The organism is Salipaludibacillus daqingensis, assembly GCF_029891575.1.
Classification (GTDB): domain Bacteria; phylum Bacillota; class Bacilli; order Bacillales; family Salisediminibacteriaceae; genus Salipaludibacillus; species Salipaludibacillus daqingensis.
The window spans coordinates 469,781-495,042 of record NZ_JARZHF010000001.1 but is presented as its reverse complement, the minus strand read 5'-3'; the positions used below and the strand labels follow the sequence as shown (position 1 = coordinate 495,042).

Sequence of the window (25,262 nt, the reverse complement as noted above, 5' to 3'; positions counted from 1 at the left end):
GTACAAGGCGTTTTTATTGTTCTTTGATTAAACACTTATGAAATATTAAAATTCATCGAATAGAAAGATGGTTCAAAGGGTAAAGAACTTGTAACAATGGAAAATATGGAGGGTAATAATGAATAATAAACTTATCTATGTAACGTTACACACAGGCAGTTATCTTGAATTGCAACCTGTAAAACCAGATTCGAGAACGATTCACTATGAAGTGAAAGTGAATGAACATGATCAATATAAACTGGAAAAATTGATCACGAAAATGAATAGTAAAGATGTAATGCAAGAACATATATTTGTTCGACCTTTTGATGAGTTAGCGGATGACAGAGATAAAGAAACTTTAAAGACTGACGTTAGTGAACTGTTTGAAATGATTTATCAATTAGGAACAGAGGAAACGAAAAAGAAGATGGATGAAATGAGAGAAAATAATTAAGAGGTGTGAGTTCAAAACAATTATCGATTTTAGGATAGGTTGTTTTCGCAAACTTTGTAGTTTAGTTGAATAGCCAGAAGAAGTCACTCTTTTAGTTATTACTCGTCGAGTCAAATCGATGTAATTTCGACGAAACTCAGCTCTTTTCAGCAGGAAAAGCAACTGCTGAAGATAAGTAAAGGTTCGCCTTTGTGGAGAATTTTCTAGCTCCCACTTTCGCCGAAAGTGGGAGCTGTTGTATAGGCAAACAGTTTTCTTATGATTCAGAAACTCTGACTGAGAAGTAACATTTTTAAGGCATTCCTTTAGAGGAGGAGCCTTTTCTTTTTTTAGAAAACCATAATAAAATCGGATCATCTTATGAAAACTAAAAATTAGTACAGTTTCGTGATAAATGATTACAGTTTATTTTATTTAGTTAATAAAAAGCGCTTCCGCTTTTATTATTTACCTAGAAAAGGTAAAATAAAGACAACGATATTAATATAAAAAAAGTGAAACTTTGCTCTCTTTTAAACGTATTCTAAATATCGAAATTGTAAAATCTGTAGCATTATAAAAAGGGGGTCACGAGGTTGAAGAAAAATTTTCGAGTGATGGGTTACTCTTTCATGTTGATAATAGCTTTTATGATGTTAATCTTCACGCCGCCAGAGGCGAAGAGCACTGGCTCAGACGAACTCGTTTATTATATTCCTGTAGAGCAAGCAGTCGAACGTGGTTTGGAAGCATTTCTTAACCGTTCTATTACTACTGCGGAAGAAGAGGGAGCAGATCACATAGTCTTCGAAGTGAATACACCAGGAGGATTTGTAGATGCAGCTGGAAACATTGCTAAGCTCGTTCGTGATACGGAAGTACCGACGACAGCTTTTATTGTTGCAGATGCGTTGTCAGCAGGGGCATATATTTCGTTGAATGCTGACCAAATTGTCATGACTCCTGGAAGTAGGATGGGTTCAGCAGCTGTCATTGATGGGACGGGAAATGCTGCTGAGGATAAAGCTCAGTCTGCTTGGTTGGCTAGTATGCGAGATGCAGCCGAACTAAATGGTCGAGATGAACAATATGCTCTAGCGATGGCAGATGCAAGAATAGACCTTCCGGAGTATGGAGCTGGAGAAGGAGAATTATTAACTTTAACAGGTAGGCAAGCTTTGGAAGTTGGTTATGCAGAAGCTGTTGTTGAAAATCGAACAGAACTACTTGAATTTTTGAATATCGAAAATGCAGAAGAAAAAACGATGGAAGTAAGTTTTGCAGAGCAAATTGCTCGATTTGTTACAAACCCAATTGTCATACCGATTTTATTATCCATTGGAAGTTTAGGCTTAGTTCTTGAACTTTACTCACCTGGCTTTGGTATCCCAGGAATTATGGGAGCTTCAGCATTACTACTTTACTTTTATGGACATTTGGTGGCTGGATTCGCTGGATGGGAAACATTAATTCTATTTGGGGTTGGGGCGATTTTACTCCTGGTAGAAGTCTTTTCCCCAAGTTTTGGAGTGTTCGGTATTATCGGAATTGGCGCGATGATTGGCAGTTTGGTCATGAGCTCCTTTTCAACGATGAATATTTTACTGTCTGTTACGATCGCTGTGATTGTGACTGCCGTCGCTTCCGTGTTATTCTTTAAATACGTTGGGTACTCGGGACCGATGAAAAGAGTCATCTTTACAGATCAAACAAAGACAGAATTAGGTTACGTTTCTAATGTTAACAGAGACGAACTTATGGGTGAGATTGGAGAATCACTTACGATCCTTAGACCTTCAGGAACAGCCGTCTTAAATAATGAACGACTTGACGTTGTCTCTGAAGGAGGATATATTGAACAAGGAAAGAAAATAAAGGTTATTTCAGTAGCAGGATCAAGAATCGTTGTACGAGAAATAACGGAAGGTAAAGATTAGTTGAATTTGGAAAGGGAGGAATAAAACAGATGATTACAGAAGAAATTGGTTTATTGATAGTCATAGGACTTATCATTGTAGCAGTAGCAGTATTATTTACATTTGTTCCAGTAGCTTTATGGATTTCAGCATGGGCTGCCGGTGTTAAAGTTGGAATTTTCCAGCTTGTTGGGATGAGGCTTCGTCGGGTTATTCCGCATCGTGTCGTAAACCCACTGATTAAAGCTGTTAAAGCAGGACTAGAACTAAATACAAATAAACTAGAGGGTCATTACTTAGCAGGTGGTAACGTTGATAGAGTAGTAAACGCATTGATTGCGGCTCAACGTGCCAACATTGAATTGACTTTCGAGCGTTGTGCAGCTATTGACTTAGCTGGACGTGACGTACTTGAAGCCGTTCAAATGAGTGTAAATCCAAAAGTAATTGAAACGCCGTTTATTGCTGGTGTAGCAATGGATGGTATTGAAGTAAAAGCAAAAGCTAGAATTACTGTAAGAGCAAACATTGACCGCCTAGTTGGTGGTGCAGGTGAAGAAACAATTATCGCACGTGTTGGTGAAGGGATTGTTTCAACAATTGGTTCTGCTAAAAATCATGCAGAAGTACTTGAAAATCCAGATATGATTTCACAAACCGTTCTAAAGAAAGGTTTAGATGCAGGAACAGCATTCGAAATCCTTTCTATTGATATTGCTGATATTGATATCGGTAAAAACATTGGAGCAGGTCTTCAAACAGATCAAGCAGAAGCCGACAAGAAAATTGCTCAAGCAAAGGCGGAAGAACGCCGTGCAATGGCTGTAGCCGAAGAGCAAGAAATGAAGGCTCGAGTAGAAGAAATGCGTGCGAAAGTGGTTGAGGCAGAAGCTGAAGTACCAATGGCTATGTCTGAAGCATTACGTAAAGGTAACTTAGGTGTGATGGATTATATGAATTATAATAACGTTAAAGCGGATACGGATATGCGTGATTCCATCGGTAAAGCAACAGATGATGGGGATGATGAAAATAACCCTAGAGGATCTTACTAATAAGAATGAGAGAGGGACTTCTCATTGTTCCTTTTAAGGAAAGGAGCGACCTGAAATGGAAGGTTTATTCAATTTAATAGCTGAGTCTCCGCTCCTTCTCTTTTTCGTCATCGCTGCAATCATTAGCTTTCTTCGTAGTCGTGGAGGAGAAGAAGAACAGAAAAAGCAGTCTGGGCAACCACAAACTAGACAAGAGCGCCCTTCACAGCAAAAACAGCAAACTCAGCAACGAGGGTCAAAGGATCAAGAAGTGGATTGGAAAGATATTTTTCGTCAAGAAACTCGTCCAACCGAACCACAACCGTCTGCATCCAGATCAAATCGTCAATATGAAACGAGAGGTCAGTCTGAGCCTACTGTGTCATCGCTTCCTAGAGGTGCTGAAGAAGAGCTCAAACGATCGAAAAGTGAGCTTAACGAAAGGTATGAGCGGATACAAAAGCAAAAGCAAAAAGCAATAGAAAAAGGGAGTTTAACCGATAATTCCCCAATTACAAATAATGATTTAACTCTTCAAAAGAAAGATAAAATCAAACTAGATTTCAGTAAAATATCTAGAGATGAAGCAGTTAAAGGTGTCATATGGTCTGAGATTTTAGGGAAACCAAAATCTCGGAGAAAACAAATAAGGTGAAAACAGTCAGGCGTGCACTTATATAGTGCACGTCTTTTTTTGTGTGATCATTTATCGATATGTGGAAAGTGTATTTTCTACCCTTTTGAATCTTTTTTAAGGTGATAGCATTTCAAAACTAGTCATACATATGATGGAAGAGGGGGTTCGGTATGAGACGATTCCAAATGTGGATAAAAAGATGGATGGTAGATCATATGGACCTGCCTGAAGATGTGGTCATGGATTTGCCAAGGATCACGATGATTGGGCAAGTTCATATTTATATTGAAAACCATAAAGGGTTAATAAAATTCACTAACAATGAACTTAGATTAGCCTTAAGTGAAGGCGAAATGATAATTTCCGGTGAACGATTCGTAATTAAGACGATTTTACCCGAAGAAATATTACTTGAAGGATATATTCATCAAATTTCTTACTATGGGAAAAACGACCAAACCATTTAATAAAGAGGGGATTTAGCTATGAAAAATCAATGGGTGCAGCGTTCTTCAGGATATATGACTATTCGAGTGACCGGTGTTTCTACAGAATTATTTTTGAATCAATGTGCGAAGAGAAATATTGTCATATGGGAAATTAAATATGAAGAGGAGGAGAAATTCATAGCAAATGTTTTATTAGCTGACCTTTCGAAACTGAAAAAAATGGCCAAGCACCTTCCTTGTAAAATATTTTTTATTGAAAAAAAAGGAATTCCCTTTTTAGTAAGTAAACTAAACCAAAGAAAAGGAATGGTAGCTGGAGTGATAGGATTTTTGCTTTTCCTTGTCACGCTATCTAATATGGTTTGGGGAATTGAAATTGATGGTGCTTCTCCTGCTCTGGAACATAAAATGCACGAAACCATTAGTGAATTAGGTATCCAAAAAGGGAAATTTCAGTATTTTTTGCCGTCCCCTGAAGAAATCCAGCAAGAAATTATGAACGAAATGGATGAGGTTACATGGGTGGGCGTCACAAAGCAAGGTGCGTCCTATCAATTCCAAGTAGTTGAAAAGGAAATAGTGGAAGAAGCTCCTCCAACGATTTCGGGACATCTAGTTGCTTCAAGAAAAGCTGTGATTCATGATATGTTTGTAGAAAAAGGAAAAGCGATGGTTAAAACAAATCAAGTCGTTGAAAAAGGTGATATACTCGTTTCTGGATTAATTGGAAAAGAAGATGATCAAAGGATAATAGCAGCAAAAGGAAGTGTAACTGGAGAGTTTTGGTACGGAGTTAAAGTGAAGGTACCTCTCCATTTGATGGCAGAAAGTCTTACAGGGAATATTAACAGAAAACATGGAATTGGCATTGGAGAGGTGACGATACCTATTTGGGGATGGAGAGGTTTAGACGCTGAAGAAACAGTAAAGGAAACCTTTTCAATAAAATGGAAGCCGTTCGGTGTAACGATGCCCTTTAATTATAAGTTCACGGATGAATATGAGTTAAAATCCTTAGACAAAGAGAGAATAAAAGATGAAGCTCTTGCTATAGCGAGTGAGGAGAGCAAAAAAGAGTTACTTGGTAAGTTTTCTGATAAAGCAGAAGTAGTAGATGAAAAAGTTTTGCACCAGATGGTAGACGGTGGTAAAGTAAAGATATCCCTACACTTTCGAATCATGGATGAAATAGCGGTAAAACAACCGATTATTCAAGGAGACTGAGACGATTTGATAGAAAATAAACGAACGATTGCATTACCAATTCAAAGTGCTAACGAGGTTCAAGTTTTATTTGGACCAAATGATAAACATTTACAACGATTGGAAGAATCCTTTTCAACAAAAATTATGGCAAGAGGAGAAGAGGTAACAATCGTTGGCGAAGAAGAAAAAATAAAAAATGTTGAAGAAATTTTAAGAATGCTTTTGAAATTAATTAGAAGTGGAATATCCGTGAAAGAAAGAGATGTACTCTATGCTTCTCAATTAGCAAATAGAGGGTTATTAAATGAAATGACTGATTTATATGAGGATAAAATTACTGTAACGGCAAAGGGAAAACCAATTTTGGCAAAAACGCTAGGACAAAGGCATTATGTATCAGCTATTAGAAAAAATGATATTGTCTTTGGGATAGGTCCAGCTGGAACAGGTAAAACATATTTAGCTGTCGTATTAGCTGTTCATGCGTTAAAAGAAGGACAAGTTAAGAAAATTGTTCTAACTAGACCGGCAGTAGAAGCGGGTGAAAGTTTAGGTTTTTTACCGGGGGATTTAAAGGAAAAAGTCGATCCATACTTGCGACCACTATATGATGCGCTCCATGATGTGTTGGGTGTAGAGCACACCGAAAGATTATTAGAAAGAGGAACGATTGAAATTGCTCCATTAGCATACATGCGTGGAAGAACGTTAGACGATTCTTTTGTCATTTTAGATGAAGCACAAAATACGACAGCAGAACAAATTAAAATGTTTTTAACACGTCTTGGTTTCGGTTCAAAAATGGTCGTAACAGGAGACCTTACACAAATTGATTTACCAAGAGGGAAGAATTCAGGATTAAAAGTCGCGTTGAATGTCTTGAAAAGAGTAGATGGACTAGCCTTTATCCACCTAGAATCCACAGATGTCGTTCGACACACACTTGTGCAACGAATTATTGATGCATATGAGGTAGAGGACTCTTCAACAAAATAATGTTTGAAGTTTTTCTTTTCTTATGAAATGTACTGTTCATTGTCATCTATCTCTCTATCTATCGAAGAGGGATAGATGAATGACTATGTCTGGTGGTAGTCATAAAAGTGGACAGTGTGAATGCAATGGATGCTTTTTAAAATGGGGTGGGGAATGGTGGCCAAACGTAAGTCAATTGACCAACAAATATGGTGGAAAAAATTAAAAAATCATCGGTTTATTCGAATATTTTTATTTGTGATCTTAGGAATCGTTACATACAGTTTATTAGTATCCAATATTATTCCTAATACGTTGGAAGTAGAAACAGGGACCGTTTCAGAAGCAGATATTCGTTCGCCTTTAACAATCGAAAATAAAACAGAAACAGAACGATTAAAACAAGAAGCTTATGATTCGGTTGAGCCTGTTTATTCTTTGAGGGCTAGGTACTCTCAAAATCAAATAGAGCGAATTCAAGATATCTTTCATACCATTAAACAAGTAAAAGAAGAAGTGGAAGATCGAGAAAATGAGATCGAAATGTTGGAGGAAGAGCTCGAAGATTTTGAAGAGGAAGACCAACAGAACACTGAGATTGAAGATTTCACAGATGAGGAAAAATTAGACCGAACTCGTAATCTTTTAGCAGAACAATCCGAAAAAAATCTATCTGACGATACGTTGGTAACATTATTAAATGCGTCTATGGATGACTTGCAAATGGCACAAGAAACAACGACGAGTGCTGTGTATGATGTGATGAATGTTGAAGTACAAATGAATCAAGTAGACTCTGCTAAAGATGAAGTAGAAAGAAAAGTGGAACTGTCAGCTGTCAGTCCTCAATTAACTAGAGCTATGATAGAAATATCTCGCTATGGTGTAACTGCAAACTACATGTTAGACGATGAAGCAACTGCTGAAGCTAGAGAACTAGCTGCAGAATTTGTCGAGCCAGTCATGATTAGAGAAGGTCAGTTAATCGTTGAAGAAGGACAAGTCATCACGTCAGAAATTTATCAACAACTGTCACTTGTTGGATTAACTGAGGATATCACGATGGGCTATCCGTATTTAGGTCTCGCTATTATTGTTAGTTTATTAATAACGATGCTTGCATATTACTTAAATGATGCAAAAACATCATTGCGTTCAAATAATACACACTTGTTAATGTATACGATTATCTATTCACTAACATTAATGCTATTAAAGTTAGTGAGTATGATGCACGTTATTGAGCTTGACGGTATTACTTATATTGCACCTGTTGCTATGGGAACGATGTTAATAACGATATTACTACATTCAAGAGTTGCTTTATTTACTAGCATGGTTTTTGCGATTGTAGCTAGTATTATGTTTAATAATCAGGCATCCGGTATTGTAGACTACTCCCACGCTATTCTTGTATTTTTCAGTGGAGTAGCCGGGGTCTTTTTCCTAAGTAAGTCGCACCGCATGATGAGAATTCTTCAAACAGGCATCTTTGTGTCTGTTATTAATGTTCTTGTTGTATTAGCTATTTTACTTTTGAAAAATGCTCAGTATGGATGGGTCGAAATAGGTTCAAATTTAGGTTTCGCCGGTATAGCAGGTTTTATTTCTGTTGTGTTAGCAATCGGTCTCCTTCCATTTTTTGAAGCAGGATTTGGTATTTTATCTACGACAAAATTAATCGAGTTGTCAAATCCAAATCATCCTTTGTTAAGGAAGATCTTGTTAGAAGCTCCTGGCACATATCATCATAGCGTAATCGTAGCTAACTTAGCAGAAGGAGCTTGTGAATCTGTTGGAGCGAATGGATTGTTAGCAAGAGTGGGAGCCTATTATCATGATATAGGAAAAACAAGGCGTCCACACTTTTTTATCGAAAACCAAATGAAAATTGATAACCCACATGATACGATTTCACCGCAATTAAGTAGAACAATTATTATTGCACACCCATACGATGGGGCCGAAATGTTAAGAAAATATAAGATGCCTAAAGAACTTATTGATATTGCTGAACAACATCATGGTACAACACTATTGAAGTATTTCTATCATAAGGCAAAGAACGAAGAATCAGGAGAGGAAGTCCGAGAAGTTGATTATCGTTATCCAGGCCCTAGAGCACAATCAAAAGAGGCGGCAATTGTTGGAATTGCAGACTGTGTAGAAGCTGCAGTTAGATCTATGCAAAAACCAACAAAAGAGAAGATTGAAAGCCTTGTAAGAAAAATAATTTCTGATCGATTAAAAGATGAACAGTTTGATGAGTGTGATTTAACGATGAAAGAACTTCACACGATAGCAACATCCATTTGTGAAACATTACAAGGTACCTTTCATTCGAGAATTGAGTACCCTGACGATGAGATTTCAAAAGACAAGGAGGAAAAAGAATGACCACTTATATTATCGATATCATAGATGAAACGGATGCCTTATCCACTGATGAGCAGAAGCTGGTTGGCAACGTATTGGAAACGGCCCTTATAAAAGAAGCGATACCGAAAGAATCTGAGCTGTCAGTTACGTTTGTTTCGGATGAAAGAATTCATGAGCTTAACAAAGAATACAGAGACATAGATCGACCGACTGATGTATTGTCTTTTGCGTTAAATGAAGGGGACGACGAAGTAAATAGCGATCAAATGAGTATGCCTAATCTTTTAGGAGATATTATCATTTCAATTCCTCGAGCAAAAGCTCAAGCAATAGAATATGGCCATGATTTTCAAAGAGAACTCTGTTTTTTGGCTGTTCATGGATTCCTGCACTTAATAGGCTATGATCATGATTCTAAAGAAAATGAAGAAAAAATGTTTATTAAACAAGAGGATATTCTTGATGCCCATGGAATCAAAAAATAAGCGACCATTTGTTTCGTGGAGCCGTCTAAAAAAGAGTTTTGATTATGCCTCAAAAGGAATTCGTTATACGTGGAGATATGAACAGAATTTCCGAATTCATATTGTATTAGCAGTCACTGTCTTTATTGCAGCTCAAATCCTGAGAGTTCCTTTATTAGAGCAAGCAATTCTTGCTATTGTGATCGGAGCTGTAATCGGATTGGAATTAATTAATACTGCGTTGGAACATATAGTCGATTTGGTCGTTCAAACGTATGATGAACGAGCAAAGGTAATCAAAGATGTTGCTGCTGGAGCTGTATTGGCTTTTGCATTGACAGCGTTGATTGTTGGCGGGATGATTCTTCTCCCAAGAGTTTTTGAATTATTGTTTTAAGTAGTAGTATATATAATTTTTGATAAGGATGATGGAAATGGAAATGGAAAAATTATTAAACGAAGCTAAAAATGCTAGAGAAAAAGCATATGTACCTTATTCTAAATTTCAAGTGGGGGCAGCACTTTTATCGGAAGACGGTAAAGTATATCAAGGATGTAACATTGAAAACGCGGCCTATAGTATGTGTAATTGTGCTGAACGAACGGCTATTTTTAAAGCGGTATCAGAAGGAGTAAGGAAGTTTGAGGCTATTGCGGTTGTTGCTGATACAGAAGGACCTGTTTCGCCTTGTGGTGCATGCAGACAAGTGATGTCAGAGCTCTTACAGCCAGAAACGAAAGTGTTTTTAACGAATTTAAAAAATAATACATCAGAATGGACGGTTGCGGATTTACTTCCCGGAGCCTTTTCACCGGAGGATTTAAATGGTTAATCAAGAAAAAAAGTCAGGGTTCGCTGCATTAATCGGTAGACCGAATGTAGGAAAATCGACATTACTAAATCAAATATTAGGTCAAAAAATTGCGATAATGAGTGATAAACCGCAGACGACAAGAAATCGTATCCACGGAGTATATACGGAAGAAAGAGGACAAATTGTTTTTATTGATACACCTGGTATTCATAAACCAAAACATCGTCTAGGCGATTTTATGACTAGTATTGCTCAAACTACGCTAAGAGAAGTCGATGTTGTATTATTTGTTGTTGATGCAAAAGAAGGGAAAGGTCGTGGAGATGAGTTCATCATCGAAAGATTGAAAAATGTTGATACGCCAGTTTTCTTAATTATTAACAAAATTGATGAAATTCACCCAGATGATATCTTGCCGATTATCCAACAATACAGTAACTTATTAACGTTCACAGAAGTAATTCCAGTTTCAGCACTCAATGGAAATAATGTACCTAAACTCCTTGAACAAGTTTACTCTTATTTAGATGAAGGCCCTCAATTTTATCCAGAAGACCAAGTGACAGATCATCCAGAACGTTTTCTTATGTCTGAAATGATTCGCGAAAAAGTACTTCACTTAACTCATGAAGAAGTTCCTCATTCCATAGCAGTTGAAATGGAGCAAGTAAAACGAAGGGATAATACAGACACCGTGTATGTAAGTGCTGTTATTGTTGTGGAGCGGAGTTCACAAAAGGGAATTATAATTGGCAAACAAGGAAAAATGTTAAAGGAAGTCGGGAAATTAGCTCGAGAAGATATCCAAAAAATACTGGGGTCGAAGATTTTCCTTGAATTATATGTGAAAGTTGAAAAAGACTGGAGAAACAAACCGAAATATTTAAGAGACTTCGGTTACGATAAAGACGAATATTAAAAGAAAAGCGAAAGCTCTTTGATCATTGGCGTAGGAGCTGACGAGTGACGAGTGAAGAATTATTATTAGAAGATTAGAGGTAGAAATGTCAATTTTTCCTTGACATGAAAATAGCAGATCAAGGCCATCATAACAGATATGAAACGTATTTATTACGTCTGTTTCAAGAAAGGTGGAGTGGCGAGATGAGGCAGTTATCTTGGCGAGTATTCTCCATGACAGGCAATGTTGAATCATATCTGTTATACAAACAGCTAGATCAGGATCAAGCTGAATCATCCCCTGATGAAGAGGATGATTCGATGGAGGAGAATGATTCTCTAGAATAATGATGGCCTTTCGATCACCTTAATGAATGCAGGTGATAACGTGTTGGATAAGATAGAAGGTATTATTATTCGAACAACTAATTATTCGGAAACGAATAAAATCTTAACAATCTATTCTAGAGAAAACGGTAAAATTGCATTAATGGCAAGAGGTGCTAAAAAGCCAAAAAGTCGTTTTGCTTCAAGTTCACAGCTATTTATTTATGGGTCTTTCGTTTATCAGAAGTCAAAAGGGATAGGAACATTAAATCAAGCAGATATTCTTGATTCATTTCGAAATATTCGTAGTGATTTAATGTTAACAGCATACGCTGCTTATATGGTAGAGCTTCTAGATAAATTGACAGAAGATCAAGAAAGTAACCCTTATTTATTTGAACTTCTTTTTCAACTTCTTCATCATTTAGATGAGGGAGAAGATGGTGAAATCTTATTACGAATATTAGAAACAAAAATGTTAACATTTACTGGTTCTACACCAACTCTTCATCAATGTTCTCATTGTGGGAGTCCTGAACTTCCTTTTATGTTTTCACTGAAGTTTGGAGGAGCGCTTTGCAGGAAATGTCTTATGGAAGACTCTTATCACTTAAAAGTGTTACCTACCGTAATGAAGTTATTACGTCTTTTTCAGCAATTAAATCCAACAAGAATTGGTCATATTACAGTTAAAGATGAAACAAAAAAACAGTTAAAAGAAGTACTTGAAATGTATTACCAAGAGTATGTAGGGGTTAATCTCAAATCAAAGCGATTTTTAGATCAGATGGAGCGATTATCTAATGAAAACATTGACAGGTGACATATTTTTCAGTAAGCTTTGAAAATAAGCAAATAGCGTGCGTGGATAGAAAGTAGTACTTACTCTCTCGATACTTAAAAGCGAGCTTAGAATGGTGGAAGCTAAGCGTATTGACAGTAAGGAAGGCGTTCTGGAGCACACTTTTTAAAGTGGCACGAGTATCGTGCAAGTAGGGTGGAACCGCGGGTTACTCTCGTCCCTATGTCCGTTTAAATGGACATAGGGACGAGAGTTTTTTTATGATTATACTTAGCATTGAAATTTGAAGACAAAACTGTAGCAGTTGAAAAATCTTTATCACCCTGCAACTGTTAATAATGAATATATGGAGGGATAAGTATGAATGTACAAGAGATGATCTTGACGTTACAAAAATTTTGGGGAGAACAAGACTGTTTGATTTTACAACCGTATGATGTGGAAAAGGGAGCAGGAACGATGAATCCTATGACCTTTTTAAGGAGTATTGGACCTGAACCATGGAACGTTGCTTATGTGGAGCCGTCTAGACGACCATCCGACGGACGTTATGGAGAAAATCCTAATCGATTATACCAGCATCATCAATTTCAGGTGATTATGAAACCATCTCCTGATAATATTCAAGAACTCTATTTGCAAAGTTTAACGGAATTGGGTATTAAGCCAGAAGAGCACGATATTCGTTTTGTTGAAGACAATTGGGAAGCGCCAACCCTTGCAGCATGGGGATTAGGTTGGGAAGTATGGTTAGATGGCATGGAAATCACTCAGTTTACGTATTTTCAGCAAGTAGGCGGTCTAGATGCAAGTCCAGTCTCGGTAGAAATCACCTATGGAATCGAAAGGCTTGCTTCCTATATTCAAGATAAGGAAAACGTTTATGACTTAGAGTGGGTCAATGGTTTTACGTATGGAGATGTTTTTTTGCAAAATGAGTTTGAACAGTCGAAATATGCTTTTGAAGTCGCAGATGCAAAAATGTTATTTGAATTATTTGCAATGTATGAAAATGAAGCAAGACGAGCTCTAGAGGAAAACCTCGTGATTCCTTCCTATGATTATGTATTAAAATGCTCGCACGTTTTTAATTTATTGGATGCCCAAGGTGCCATTTCTGTGACAGAAAGAACGGGCTATATTGGTAGAGTTAGAAATTTAGCACGTAATTGTGCGAAACAATATTATCAAGTGAGAGAAGAACTCGGATTCCCAATGTTGAAAGTGAAGGAGGATGATCAAGATGAGTAATCGTACATTTTTACTAGAGATTGGTTTAGAAGAAATGCCAGCGAGATTTGTTTCAGATGCTATGAATCAACTCAAAATTAGAACAGAAAAATGGATGAATGAGCGCCGATTAACTTACGACAAAATAGAAGCTTATTCGACACCACGACGTCTAGCAGTTATTGTTTCCGAACTGGTAGAGAAGCAGTCAGATATAGAAGAAGAAGCGAAAGGTCCATCGAAAAAAATAGCGATTGATAATCAAGGGGAATGGTCGAAAGCAGCACAGGGGTTTGCTAGAGGACAAGGGGTGTCCGTTGATGATTTATACTTTAAAGAAATAAAAGGAGAAGAATATGTATTTGTAACGAAGCATTTTGAAGGTAACTCAGTCAATGCACTCCTTCCTGAATTAAGAGAAGTCATTCTTAGCATTCCTTTTCCTAAAAATATGAAGTGGGGTGCTAATGACCTTCGATTCGTTAGACCAATCAAATGGTTAATTGCCTTATTTGGAGATGAACGAATTCCTTTTGAAATGACAGGTGTTCAAACAGACCGTTATTCATATGGTCACCGTTTTCTTGGTAAGAAAATTGAAATTGATCAAGCGGAACAATATGTTAATGCACTGTTAAGTGAGCACGTCATTGTTGATCCATCAGAAAGAAAACAAGCGATTCGTTTGCAAATTGAACGTATGGCTGAAGAAGAGAATTGGGTGATTCCAATTGATGAGGATTTACTTGAAGAAGTTAATAATTTAGTTGAGTATCCAACGGCTCTCTATGGAAGTTTTGACGAACGATTTTTAAGTGTTCCTGATGATGTCCTTGTGACTTCTATGCGTGAACATCAGCGTTATTTCCCAGTAAAAAATAGCGAGGGTGAACTTCTGCCGTATTTCGTAACCGTTCGAAACGGGGATCATCGCCATTTAGAAAATGTTCAGAAAGGAAATGAAAAAGTACTCAGGGCAAGACTAGCGGATTCAGAATTTTTCTATCATGAAGATTTAAAAAAGGTATTTGATACTCGTTTTTCAAAGCTAGAATCGATAGTTTATCACGAAGATTTAGGATCTGTTGCTGACAAAGTGAGAAGAGTAGAAGAATTAGCTGTTAATCTTGCGAACAAAGTTGGTGCTTCTTCTAAAGAGAAAGAAGATACAAAACGAGCGGCCCACTTATCCAAAGTTGATTTAGTGACGCACATGGTCAATGAATTCCCAGAGTTAGAAGGTCGAATGGGTGAAGAATATGCGATGAAGTCTGGAGAGTCAAAAGAAGTTTCTCAAGCCATTAGAGAGCACTATTTACCAAAGCAATCTGGAGACCCTTTACCAAAGTCTTCTATAGGATCGTTTATTAGCGTTGCTGACAAAGTAGATACATTAGTTACAAGCTTTGCAATCGGAAATATTCCTACCGGTTCACAAGATCCACACGGTCTAAGACGTCAGACAGCAGGTGTTATGCAAATTGTTGTAGCTGAAGCATGGGACATTGATTTATTTGATTTCATGAAAGAAGCGATTGATTTAGCTGACAGGAACGGCTTATTGAAACGCAGTAAAGACGAGATAATGACAGGCTTAACAGATTTTGTGAAATTACGTTATAAAGCTATATTACAGGATTCAGGGATACGTTACGATGTGATAGATGCGATCTTAACTCGCGAACTTGGACGAGTGAGCACGATTGTTAATAAAGGAACGTTCTTGATGAAACAACTATCTTCTCCATCATTCAAAAAAGATGTTGAAGCATTTAGTAGAGTGACCAATATATCCAAAAAGGCAACGGATCCTAACGTTTCAGTTGATCCATCTTTGTTTATCGAAAAGCAAGAAGAACAATTGCATATGATCGCTGAAGAAAAACAAAGCAAAATTATCGCATTTTTAGAAGAAAACCAAATGGAAGAAGCTTATCTGCAGTTAAAAAGTTTGGAGCCAGCTATTCATGATTATTTTGATCATATTATGGTAATGGCTGAAGATTCAGCTACAAAACAAAATCGTTTGGCGCAAATGAATAAAGTAGCAGCAATCATTACCTTATTTGCAGATTTTCAAGCGATCGTCTTTCATTCGGAAGAATAGAATTCTTTCAGTCATTAGATGGGTAAGGTATAATATAACAAGAAAACAAGTGACAAGAATAATGAGATTTATAAAGGTCTTTGAAAGGCAGGTTTTCACCGTAATAGGAAACCCTTCCTTTCATAAGTCCTGTCATTTGGGTGGTCTTATCATTAATGATCATGGCAAAGTTCGGAGGGCGTGAGTAAATGGAACTGAACGAGAGACAGGAATGGATTGTCAGTATAGTAAAAGAAAATGGACCGATTACAGGAGAGAAAATTGCCGAAAAACTCTCATTAACGAGAGCAACATTGAGACCGGATTTAGCGATTTTAACGATGTCTGGATTTCTAGATGCTCGTCCAAGAGTTGGCTATTATTACACCGGCAAAACGGGAGGTCAACTATTTAACGAACGGATGAAGAAGTTAACTGTAAAAGAGTTTCAGTCAATCCCTGTAGTTGTTAATGAATCAGCTTCCGTTTATGATGCAATTTGCACAATGTTTTTGGAAGATGTTGGCACATTATTTGTTGTTAATAAAAAAGCCCATTTAGTTGGAATTCTTTCAAGAAAGGATTTATTACGAGCTAGTATGGGGAAGCAAGATCTAGAGGCGGTTCCGATTAGCATCATTATGACGAGAATGCCAAATGTCACAACGTGTAAACCATCTGATTCGATGTTAGAAGTAGCTAATAAACTGATTAGTAAACAAATTGATGGGTTGCCAGTCGTTAGAGAAGTGAAGGAAAATGATACAACGGTACATGAACTTATTGGTCGAGTGACAAAAACAAATATTACGAAAGCATTTGTTTATCTTGCAAATAATGATATTCATGCATAATAAAATAAACACTCAACTAACTACTGGAGGGTAGATGATGTCTCAAAAAGATTATTCCATTGTTTATGTGCTGTCAGACTCGGTCGGAGAAACTGCTGAACTAGTGGTTAGGGCAGCGTTGAGTCAGTTTGATGAAGAAAAATCAGTCATACGACGGATCCCATATGTAGAAGATACGGCAATCGTCGATGAGGTGATTAGTCAAGCACTTGAAAATAACGGTGTAATAGCATTCACAGTTGTGTTGCCATTAGTGAGAGAACATTTATTGGCAGAAGCAAGTAAGTATAACATTCCTGTTTATGATATTTTGACACCTCTTATTTCTATGGTGGGAAAACGTTTGAATGTTCCACCAAAAAATGAGTCAGGACTCATGCACACTCTTGATGAGGATTATTTCAAGAAAGTCGAAGCAATTGAATTTGCTGTTAAGTACGATGATGGTAGAGATCCTCGAGGAGTAGAAAGAGCGGATGTTGTTCTTGTTGGTGTATCGAGAACATCTAAAACGCCTCTTTCACAATATTTGGCACATAAAAGTTTGAAAGTAGCCAATGTTCCTTTAGTGCCAGAGGTAGATCCTCCAGAAGAATTATTTTCTATACCTGTAGAGAAGATTGTTGGATTAAAAATCAATCCTGAAAAACTTAATGGGATTCGCGCTGAACGACTGAAAGCATTAGGTTTAAAAGAAGAAGCGAGTTATGCAACACTTGATCGCATTCAAGAGGAACTTATTTATTCGGAAGAAGTGATGGAAAAGCTCGGATGTGAAGTCATTGATGTTTCGACAAAAGCAGTAGAAGAAACAGCTAATTTGATTTATCAAATGGTTCGAGGAAATCTAAAGTAGCCTTTTAGTAAAAAGTTGTAAAATGTAAAATCGATTCAAAAGAAGACGATGTCTCTTTGGATCGATTTTTCGTTTAGAGTTTAAATAAATCTAAGGTTGCGTACATAATTATATTTTATACTTTATTTTTGAGTATAAGTATGGCGTAATTTAGAATTATCCTATATAATGAAATATTGTGACTTGATAAAAGTTATAAAATGTATGCATAATAACAGCGAGAACAAATAAATTACAAATGTCAAGACTTTTTCTTGGATTTTTGGTAAAGATAGTAAGAGCAGGAAGGACTACTCTACTTCTTTTTAGTTGGTAGTTGATATTTATTCCTATGTACCTTCGGAAATAGAAATAAAAAGAAGGAATTTTTAAAGGGATGTAGAATAAACAACATATACCAATGAAAAATAACAAGGTTTTTGTCGATTGGGTTACCGTGTCCGTTTCAAATCAAATGTTCATGGTGCCAAGTCGTTTTAAAATGAAGTTATTTCTTATCATTCTAAAGAACAGAATGATTTTTGAACAATAATTGAAAAACCTTGTCAAATCAGCAGGAAATTTGAAAGGAAAGGCGAATTCATGTTTAGCCTGCCTTTTAGATAAAGGGAAAAAGGTTGGTGAAAGAATTGACTCAACGAATTCCCGAAGAAAAAATTGAAGAGGTTCGCCAATCATTAGACATTGTAGATGTGATTAGTGAATATGTTCAATTGAAAAAGCAAGGAAGAAACTTCGTAGGATTATGTCCATTTCATGGTGAAAAAACTCCTTCATTCTCTGTTTCACCTGATAAACAGCTTTATCATTGTTTTGGCTGTGGGGCAGGAGGGAATGCCTTCTCTTTTGTGATGGAAACAGAAGGAATGAGTTTTGTCGAAGCGGTTGAGAAATTAGCCGGACGGACAAATGTCTCATTACCTGAGCTAGATGAAAAGGTAAACAATAAGCCTGAGATTAGCGATCAGATGAAGCGTTGGTATGAAGGGCATGAATTAGCTGCTAAGCTATATCATCATGTGCTTACGGTTTCAGATGAAGGAAGGGAAGCTCGGGAGTATCTTCGTAAAAGAGGGTTTACGAAAGAAATGATTGATCGATTTCAAATTGGTTATGCTCCGAATTCTTGGGATTTTCTTTCGAGTTTCTTGAAGAAAAGATCCTTTGTGATGGCAGAGATGGCCGAATGTGGTCTGTTAGGATTAAGAGAATTTGATCAAAAGCCATATGATCGATTCCGAGACAGGATCATGTTTCCGATATGGGATCGACGTGGGAATATGATTGCATTTGGGGGGCGAGTCATTAATAAAGGGAATCCTAAGTATCTAAATAGTCCGGAATCGCAAGTTTTTAATAAGAGTGATGTATTGTATTTCTTTCATAAAGCACGTCCTGTTATTAAAAAGAAAAATGAGGCAGTTTTGTTTGAAGGTTATGTTGATGTTATATCGGCATGGAGAGCGGGTATAGACAATGGAGTGGCTGGATTAGGGACGGCCTTGACAGAATCACAGGCGAAAATGATTAGAAGAAATGCTGATAAAATTATTCTTTGTTACGATTCTGACTCAGCAGGTATGAAGGCAACGTATAAAAATGCACAAATATTAGAAAGTATTGGTGCACAAGTTCGTATCGGAAAACTTCCAGAAGGAGATGACCCTCATGATTATATTCAAAAACACGGGTCGGAACAATTTGTTCAGGAAGTTATTTCGCAAAATATCACACTGATGGCTTTTAAGTTTGACTTCTTCCGTCGTGGAAAAAACCTTCAAAATGAAAGTGATCGATTAACATATATTGATCAAATTCTTTCTGAAATTAGCCAATTACCACGAGCGTTAGAAAGAGATTATTATTTAAGGCAGTTAGCAGAGGAATTTTCTCTTTCATTAGAAGCTTTAAAGCAAGAGCAAACGACATTACTTAAAGCACAGCAAAAAAAAGAAAAACGTCAAGTGCATCAAGCTGTTCAAGCGAAGACGTTGAAACAAACAAAAAAAATGTTATCCGCACATGAAAATGCAGAACGAGAGCTTATTGCTCTTATGCTTCAGTCACGCCAAATAGCTGAACAAGTTCAGATAGAAATTGGCGGGGGTTTTCATTATGACAACTATCAAGCTATAGCAGCACTTATCTATAGTTATTATGGGGAAGGGTACGAGCCTGATCCTTCTCATTTCATTGAATGGGTTGATGATAAAGAGTTAAGAAGAAAAGCGACAGAACTTGCAATGAAGAAAGTGAACTTGGACTTTTCTGAGCAAGTATTGCACGATTATCTAAAACAAATTCGTCAGTTTCCAAAGAAAAAGGAAATTGAACAGTTGAAAATAGAGCAGAAGCAAGCAGAAGAAGCTTCTGATTTTGAAGAAGCTGCTCGAATAGCTAATGCGGTATTGCAATTAAGTTTAGATTTGAAAAAACAGTAAAACCAACGATTCTGATATTGTTGTGAACTATTGGAAGGAGGGGTCGTATGGCTGAGAAACCAATTCGCCCAATGGCGGAAGGTGATTTAACCATCGATCAAGTAAAAGAACAGCTCGTTGAATCAGGGAAAAAAAGAGGCACACTAACTTACGCAGAAATTACGGAGAGGTTAGGTGCATTTGATCAAGACTCTGACCAAATGGACGAATTCTTTGAATATCTTGGTGAACAAGGTGTAGAAATATTAAATGATAATGAAGCTGTTCCAAGTATCCAGCAAGTGGAGAAGGAAGCTGCTTTTGATTTAAATGATTTAAGTGTGCCGCCAGGAATTAAAATTAACGACCCTGTTCGGATGTACCTTAAAGAGATTGGTCGTGTTCCATTACTTTCTGCAAAGGAAGAAATTGATTTGGCTAAGAAGATTGAAGATGGTGATGAAGAAGCCAAAAAAAGATTAGCAGAAGCAAATTTACGATTAGTTGTAAGTATTGCTAAACGTTATGTTGGACGTGGAATGTTGTTTTTAGATTTGATCCAAGAAGGAAATATGGGTCTTATCAAAGCAGTTGAGAAGTTTGATTATAATAAAGGATACAAATTCAGTACTTATGCAACATGGTGGATTCGTCAAGCGATTACTCGAGCGATCGCTGACCAAGCTAGAACGATCCGAATTCCAGTCCATATGGTTGAAACAATTAATAAATTGATCCGAGTACAAAGACAACTATTGCAAGACTTAGGTCGAGAGCCAACTCCAGAAGAAGTATCAAAAGAAATGGAGCTAACTCCAGATAAAGTTAGAGAAATTTTGAAAATTGCACAAGAACCTGTGTCACTTGAAACACCAATCGGGGAAGAAGATGATTCCCATTTAGGTGACTTTATAGAAGACCAAGAAGCTTTAGCACCGTCTGATGCAGCAGCATATGAACTTCTAAAAGAACAGCTAGAAGATGTCTTAGATACTCTTACGGATCGAGAAGAAAATGTTCTTCGCCTGCGTTTTGGACTTGATGATGGCCGTACGAGAACGTTAGAAGAAGTTGGTAAAGTATTTGGTGTAACAAGAGAACGTATTCGTCAAATCGAAGCAAAAGCGTTGCGGAAATTACGCCACCCTAGTCGAAGTAAACGTTTAAAAGACTTTCTTGAATAAGAACTGCCACAATATCTTCAATAAACAGACCTTTTTACAATGACCCTTTATGATATGCTAAAAGCATAAGATAATATAAAGGCTTGGAGAAGAGGAGATAGCCATAAAAGCTCAGCGAGATGAATTCTCATGAGTTTTTATGGCTTTTATTTATGCGGAAATTGCTCAGTTTTTCACAAATAAGACGTGAAGGTTAGAAAAAATACTAGGAGGGATCAAGATGGAAATTTTTGAAACAGAAGTGGCTGTCATTGGGGGAGGTATGACAGGAGTAGGGGTTCTACGTGACTTGGCACTTAGAGGGGTAAATGCTGTATTGATCGAGCAATTCGATCTGGGACATGGGACATCTACTAGAAATCACGGTTTGTTGCATTCAGGTGGTAGATACGCTGTGAAAGATAAGGAAGCAGCGGTTGAAAGTTATCAAGAGAATTTAATTCTTAAGAAAACAGTGCCAGGTTCGATTGAAGAAACAGGTGGTTTGTTTGTGAAAGTACCTGATGATCCCGATGATTATGTTGAGAAGTGGGTAAATGCGTGCAACACCATTGGTATTCCAATTGAAGAAGTTCCATTACAGATTGCTTTTGCTGAAGAACCATATTTAAATAGAAAAGCAGAAGTAGTTTATAGAATACCTGATGGCGCTGTTGATCCATTTACAATGCTTGTTGATGTGACAGCAGATGCAGTGGAGAAAGGTGCTAGAGTTTTAACGTATCATGAAGTGACGCATATAGAAACGACTAATGCACAGGTATCATATATTACTGTTAAAGATCGATACACAGGAGAAGAAAAACAAATTCACACCAAATTAGTCGTCAATGCTGCAGGCCCATGGAGTGCGAACATTGCAAAACTTGCTAACGTGCCGATGAAAATCATTAACAACAAGGGCATGCTAACCGTTTTAAACAATAGGATTAATAAACAAGTCATCAACAGATTGAGGATGCCAGGTGATGCAGATATTTTTGTCCCTGCACATAATGTGACAATCTTTGGTACAACAGGCATAAACGTCGAACATCCAGATGATACATCGCTTCAAAGAGAAGAATTTGAGCATATGATTATGAAAGGGAAAGATCTGATTCCAACATTACCACAAATAAGAATGATCAGAGCCTTTAGCGGAAGTCGTCCTTTGTTTCAAGAAACAGAATCTAGCGATGCAAGTGGAAGAAATGTCACACGAGGGATGGCGTTATTAGATCACGAGCAACGAGATGGCTTAAAAGGTTTCATTACGATCACAAGTGGAAAACTGACGACATTTCGATACATGGCAGAGAAAACGGTAGATTTAGTTTGTGAAAAACTGGGGATTACATCTAATTGCCAGACAGCTGAGGTAGCAGTTCCTCATAGAGAAGCTAAACAAGCATTGGAAAATATAAACCTTACTCCGGTAGCTAAAAAGAAATTATTCTCGTGGGCAGGTGTTAATGCCTCTTCCATTAAAGCTAATTTATTAAAAGATAACAGCATAGTATGTGAATGTGAATCAGTTACATGGGCTGAAATAGAGTCTGCTTTACCAGAAAAAGGACAATTTAACTTAGGTGATATTCGTAGAAGAACCAGGTTAGGTATGGGACCTTGTCAAGGAACGTTTTGCTATCGCCGAGCAGCGGCAATGGCAGTTGAAAAAGGTGTTGCTACTAGTGATGAAGCGGAAATCGCTTTACAAAATGGCGTAGAGAAACGGTCGAAAGGTATGAGGGTGATTGCTACAGGTTCTGCAAATAAACAGTTGGAATTAATGGATGGGATAAATTACGTTTCGTTAGGTATGAAAAAGGGGGGAGAGACTTATGTTTGATGTTGTCATTATTGGTCAAGGGCTTGCTGGTTTATTAACGGCCATAAGAGCAAAACAAGAAAATAAACGTGTGGCAGTGATTGCTGAAGGAACAGGTAAAATCATGCAATCCACCGGTTTCATGGATCTAATTCCATCATCATCTCAAAATTTAGATGAGTCCAAACACTTATTCTTACAAAAAAACATTTCTGAAGAACTCATTGATCAGTCGGTGGAATGGTTCAAGGCTTTGATGAATGAAATAAACCTTCCTTACGAAGGTTCCGTTCATTTCCTTTCCCCGGTCGTAACTGGCGCAGGTTATGTAAAAAATACAGCATTGTATCCAACTACAGTTCGACCAATCCCTAATAAGGGGGATATTTTGATTGTAGGTTTAAATGGAATCATTGATTTCCAACCTACCTATGTAAAAGAAAATTTAATGAAAGAACGTCCTGATTTAAATGTTTCAACTGTTACAGTCGATTTCTTTAAAGGTTCAGGTCGAGTCTTATCTCAAGTGGATGCGGCAAGAGCAATGGATGACAAACAGGTCAGAGCTCGTTTTATCACCTCACTGAAAAATGAGATGAGGACAAAAGAAATCGCTACGCCAGACTTGATGATTTTTCCGAGTTGTCTAGGTATGGTAAATCATAAAGATGTTATAGAAGATTTAAATGATTCCATTGGACCGGTAACGGAAGCGCCTGGATTACCTCCCAATGCAGCAGCAATTCGGTTGCATGACGCACTTCATCATTACGCAGTGAAAAAAGGTGTTAGATTTTATGAAGATGAAACAGTATTTCATGCGAAAGTATATGATGGAGTTGTTACAGAAGTGCTAACGGGAAATCAAACAAAACCGCAGGCTATTAAATTAAAACAGCTTGTTGTAGCTTCTGGTGGAATTTTAGGTGGTGGGCTAGAGCAGGTCTCGACAGGGTTAAGTGATCGAACACTATCTCTACCGATAACGAGCGAAGGGACATTAGTTGATCCAATTAATAATATCTTTTATATAGGTTCAAGTAGTAAGATGCCTTGGTCGGAAACTTGGATTTCTGGTGGGATTTATACAATAAGTTCTAGTTACTCCGTCCCTTTTACTTCAATGGATGAGAAAAATAAGAGGAGGGACGAAAAATGTTATATCAACCAAGCTTAGAAGCATCCTACGATCAATGCTTGAAATGTCATGCATGTACGGTAAATTGTCCAATATCTTCCGTGTCAACCGAGTTTGGGGGACCTAAACAATTAGGACCTGAATTGCAAAGAATGACGCAAAATCAAGGGATTCTTGACGATGCTTCTATCGAACTTTGCACTCTTTGTGGAACATGTGATAGAACTTGTCCCGAGAATATTCATGTTTCCTCTTTAACCGCCTATTTAAAAGAAACACATGCGGAAGAGGTTGGTACAAAATTCAGAGATATCGTATTAAGTAAAGCGGAATGGGTTGGCAAACTAGCATCGACGTTTGCTCCAGTGACGAACGCTACAATGAAATTAAAACCTGCTAGAAAAGTGATGGAATGGATAATGGAAATACCTGCAGAGAGAAACTTCCCAGAATACCGTTTTAATAATTTTAAACGAAAATACAAAATTAAAGAATCTACAACAGAACGAAAAGTAGCTTATTTTGCTGGATGCTATGCAACGTACAATGCACCAGATGTGGCGGATTCATTTGTGAAAGTCATGGAGTATAATGGGATTGAAGTCGCTGTTCCTAAACAAAATTGTTGCGGAGTACCTATGTTTGCAAACGGTCAAATGAAAGCAGGGAAGAAAAATGCTCAATCCAATATAGATAGTTTTCTAAGTTATGTAGATCAAGGGTATGATGTCGTTATGACTTGCTCTAGTTGTACTCTTGCTATGAAAAAAGAGTATCCAGGTTATATGCAAACAGAAGAAGCGCAACGCTTAGCTGAAAATGTCTATGATGCAGATGAATATTTACGCATATTGTATGAAAAAGGAGAGTTAAACGACTCGCTTTCAGCACTTAATGATAAAGCAGCTTATTATGCACCATGTCATATGAAAGGTCAAGGGATTGGTAATCCGGCTATGGATATGTTAGAGCTCATTCCTGGTTATCAAATTGAAGATATGGCAGCTGGTTGCTGTGGTCAATGTGGAACATTTGGTTTTAAAAAAGAAAAGTATTCTTACTCCATGGCATTAGGAGATACAATGGTAGACTCGAAAAGTATGGCTGAAAGTGATTATGTCGTGACAGAATGCGGCATGTGTAAAAATCAATTTGATCAGCTTACCGATAAAGAAGTAAGACACCCCATTCAAGTCCTTAGACAATCATATGAGTTAAATTAGAAAGGCGAGGTTGGCTAATATAGCTAACCTTTTTTTAAATTTAAAAAACAAGGTTATTCTTTATCGTATATAATAATGAAGTGGTTCCTATTATGTTAAATTCTTTAAAGTAAATTTTTCTCCAGTTAAAGCTATATAA

23 protein-coding genes are annotated in these 25,262 nt (G+C 37.2%); all 23 read left to right on the top strand.

The window, feature by feature from the left end; translation table 11 throughout:
- The first annotated feature begins 118 nt into the window (after window positions 1-118).
- The 23 genes from QDN89_RS02575 (at window position 119) to QDN89_RS02465 (ending at window position 25,123) form a co-directional block, all read left to right on the top strand.
- Window positions 119-439, top strand: coding sequence for a hypothetical protein (locus tag QDN89_RS02575; protein WP_280768507.1), 321 nt, complete (start codon window positions 119-121; stop codon window positions 437-439).
- A 575-nt stretch (window positions 440-1,014) separates the two neighbouring features.
- Complete coding sequence (locus tag QDN89_RS02570; RefSeq protein WP_425335361.1) at window positions 1,015-2,355, top strand: NfeD family protein; 1,341 nt, start codon at window positions 1,015-1,017, stop codon at window positions 2,353-2,355.
- Window positions 2,356-2,384: 29 nt separating this feature from the next.
- Window positions 2,385-3,389, top strand: coding sequence for a flotillin-like protein FloA (gene floA / locus QDN89_RS02565; RefSeq protein WP_280768506.1), 1,005 nt, complete (start codon window positions 2,385-2,387; stop codon window positions 3,387-3,389).
- Between the two features lie 55 nt (window positions 3,390-3,444).
- Entirely contained in the window at window positions 3,445-4,023 is a 579-nt protein-coding gene (locus QDN89_RS02560; RefSeq protein WP_280768505.1) for a hypothetical protein, read from the top strand.
- A 152-nt stretch (window positions 4,024-4,175) separates the two neighbouring features.
- Complete coding sequence (gene yqfC / locus QDN89_RS02555; protein WP_280768504.1) at window positions 4,176-4,472, top strand: sporulation protein YqfC; 297 nt, start codon at window positions 4,176-4,178, stop codon at window positions 4,470-4,472.
- Window positions 4,473-4,490: 18 nt separating this feature from the next.
- Window positions 4,491-5,678 carry a sporulation protein YqfD gene (gene yqfD, locus QDN89_RS02550; protein WP_280768503.1) on the top strand — a complete coding sequence of 396 codons (1,188 nt, stop codon included), beginning with the start codon at window positions 4,491-4,493 and terminating at the stop codon, window positions 5,676-5,678.
- A 6-nt stretch (window positions 5,679-5,684) separates the two neighbouring features.
- Complete coding sequence (locus QDN89_RS02545; protein ID WP_280768502.1) at window positions 5,685-6,656, top strand: PhoH family protein; 972 nt, start codon at window positions 5,685-5,687, stop codon at window positions 6,654-6,656.
- 120 nt (window positions 6,657-6,776) lie between these two features.
- The gene (locus QDN89_RS02540; protein WP_280768501.1) at window positions 6,777-9,032 is read left to right on the top strand and encodes an HD family phosphohydrolase; all 2,256 of its coding nucleotides are present in this window, start codon (window positions 6,777-6,779) and stop codon (window positions 9,030-9,032) included.
- Window positions 9,029-9,499 carry an rRNA maturation RNase YbeY gene (gene ybeY, locus QDN89_RS02535; RefSeq protein WP_280768500.1) on the top strand — a complete coding sequence of 157 codons (471 nt, stop codon included), beginning with the start codon at window positions 9,029-9,031 and terminating at the stop codon, window positions 9,497-9,499. The genes QDN89_RS02540 and ybeY overlap by 4 nt, the downstream gene beginning before the upstream one ends.
- Window positions 9,477-9,875 (top strand): diacylglycerol kinase family protein, encoded by a 399-nt coding sequence (locus QDN89_RS02530; protein ID WP_280768499.1) that lies wholly within the window; start codon window positions 9,477-9,479, stop codon window positions 9,873-9,875. The genes ybeY and QDN89_RS02530 overlap by 23 nt, the downstream gene beginning before the upstream one ends.
- A gap of 37 nt (window positions 9,876-9,912) precedes the next feature.
- A complete protein-coding gene (locus tag QDN89_RS02525; RefSeq protein ID WP_280768498.1) occupies window positions 9,913-10,311 on the top strand; it encodes a cytidine deaminase in 399 nt (132 codons plus the stop codon).
- A complete protein-coding gene (gene era / locus QDN89_RS02520; RefSeq protein WP_280768497.1) occupies window positions 10,304-11,212 on the top strand; it encodes a GTPase Era in 909 nt (302 codons plus the stop codon). Before QDN89_RS02525 ends, era begins: the two co-directional genes overlap by 8 nt.
- A 185-nt stretch (window positions 11,213-11,397) precedes the next feature.
- Window positions 11,398-11,541 (top strand): YqzL family protein, encoded by a 144-nt coding sequence (locus QDN89_RS02515; protein WP_280768496.1) that lies wholly within the window; start codon window positions 11,398-11,400, stop codon window positions 11,539-11,541.
- A 40-nt stretch (window positions 11,542-11,581) separates the two neighbouring features.
- On the top strand, window positions 11,582-12,343 hold the full coding sequence (gene recO / locus QDN89_RS02510) for a DNA repair protein RecO (RefSeq protein WP_280768495.1): 762 nt from the start codon (window positions 11,582-11,584) through the stop codon (window positions 12,341-12,343).
- A gap of 339 nt (window positions 12,344-12,682) precedes the next feature.
- Window positions 12,683-13,573, top strand: a complete 891-nt coding sequence (glyQ, locus tag QDN89_RS02505; protein ID WP_280768494.1) for a glycine--tRNA ligase subunit alpha — start codon at window positions 12,683-12,685, stop codon at window positions 13,571-13,573.
- Window positions 13,566-15,659: a glycine--tRNA ligase subunit beta gene (gene glyS, locus QDN89_RS02500; RefSeq protein ID WP_280768493.1), complete on the top strand. Its 2,094-nt coding sequence runs from the start codon at window positions 13,566-13,568 to the stop codon at window positions 15,657-15,659. Before glyQ ends, glyS begins: the two co-directional genes overlap by 8 nt.
- Before the next feature lie 188 nt (window positions 15,660-15,847).
- Entirely contained in the window at window positions 15,848-16,492 is a 645-nt protein-coding gene (ccpN, locus tag QDN89_RS02495; protein ID WP_280768492.1) for a transcriptional regulator CcpN, read from the top strand.
- 37 nt (window positions 16,493-16,529) lie between these two features.
- Window positions 16,530-17,348, top strand: coding sequence for a pyruvate, water dikinase regulatory protein (locus QDN89_RS02490; RefSeq protein WP_280768491.1), 819 nt, complete (start codon window positions 16,530-16,532; stop codon window positions 17,346-17,348).
- 620 nt (window positions 17,349-17,968) lie between these two features.
- Window positions 17,969-19,789 (top strand): DNA primase, encoded by a 1,821-nt coding sequence (dnaG, locus tag QDN89_RS02485; protein WP_342394363.1) that lies wholly within the window; start codon window positions 17,969-17,971, stop codon window positions 19,787-19,789.
- A 47-nt stretch (window positions 19,790-19,836) separates the two neighbouring features.
- Window positions 19,837-20,952, top strand: coding sequence for an RNA polymerase sigma factor RpoD (gene rpoD / locus QDN89_RS02480; protein ID WP_280768490.1), 1,116 nt, complete (start codon window positions 19,837-19,839; stop codon window positions 20,950-20,952).
- Window positions 20,953-21,172: 220 nt separating this feature from the next.
- On the top strand, window positions 21,173-22,783 hold the full coding sequence (gene glpA / locus QDN89_RS02475; RefSeq protein WP_280768489.1) for an anaerobic glycerol-3-phosphate dehydrogenase subunit GlpA: 1,611 nt from the start codon (window positions 21,173-21,175) through the stop codon (window positions 22,781-22,783).
- A complete protein-coding gene (locus QDN89_RS02470; protein ID WP_280768488.1) occupies window positions 22,776-23,939 on the top strand; it encodes an FAD-binding protein in 1,164 nt (387 codons plus the stop codon). Before glpA ends, QDN89_RS02470 begins: the two co-directional genes overlap by 8 nt.
- Window positions 23,918-25,123: an anaerobic glycerol-3-phosphate dehydrogenase subunit C gene (locus QDN89_RS02465; protein WP_280768487.1), complete on the top strand. Its 1,206-nt coding sequence runs from the start codon at window positions 23,918-23,920 to the stop codon at window positions 25,121-25,123. Before QDN89_RS02470 ends, QDN89_RS02465 begins: the two co-directional genes overlap by 22 nt.
- The last annotated feature ends 139 nt before the right edge of the window (window positions 25,124-25,262 follow it).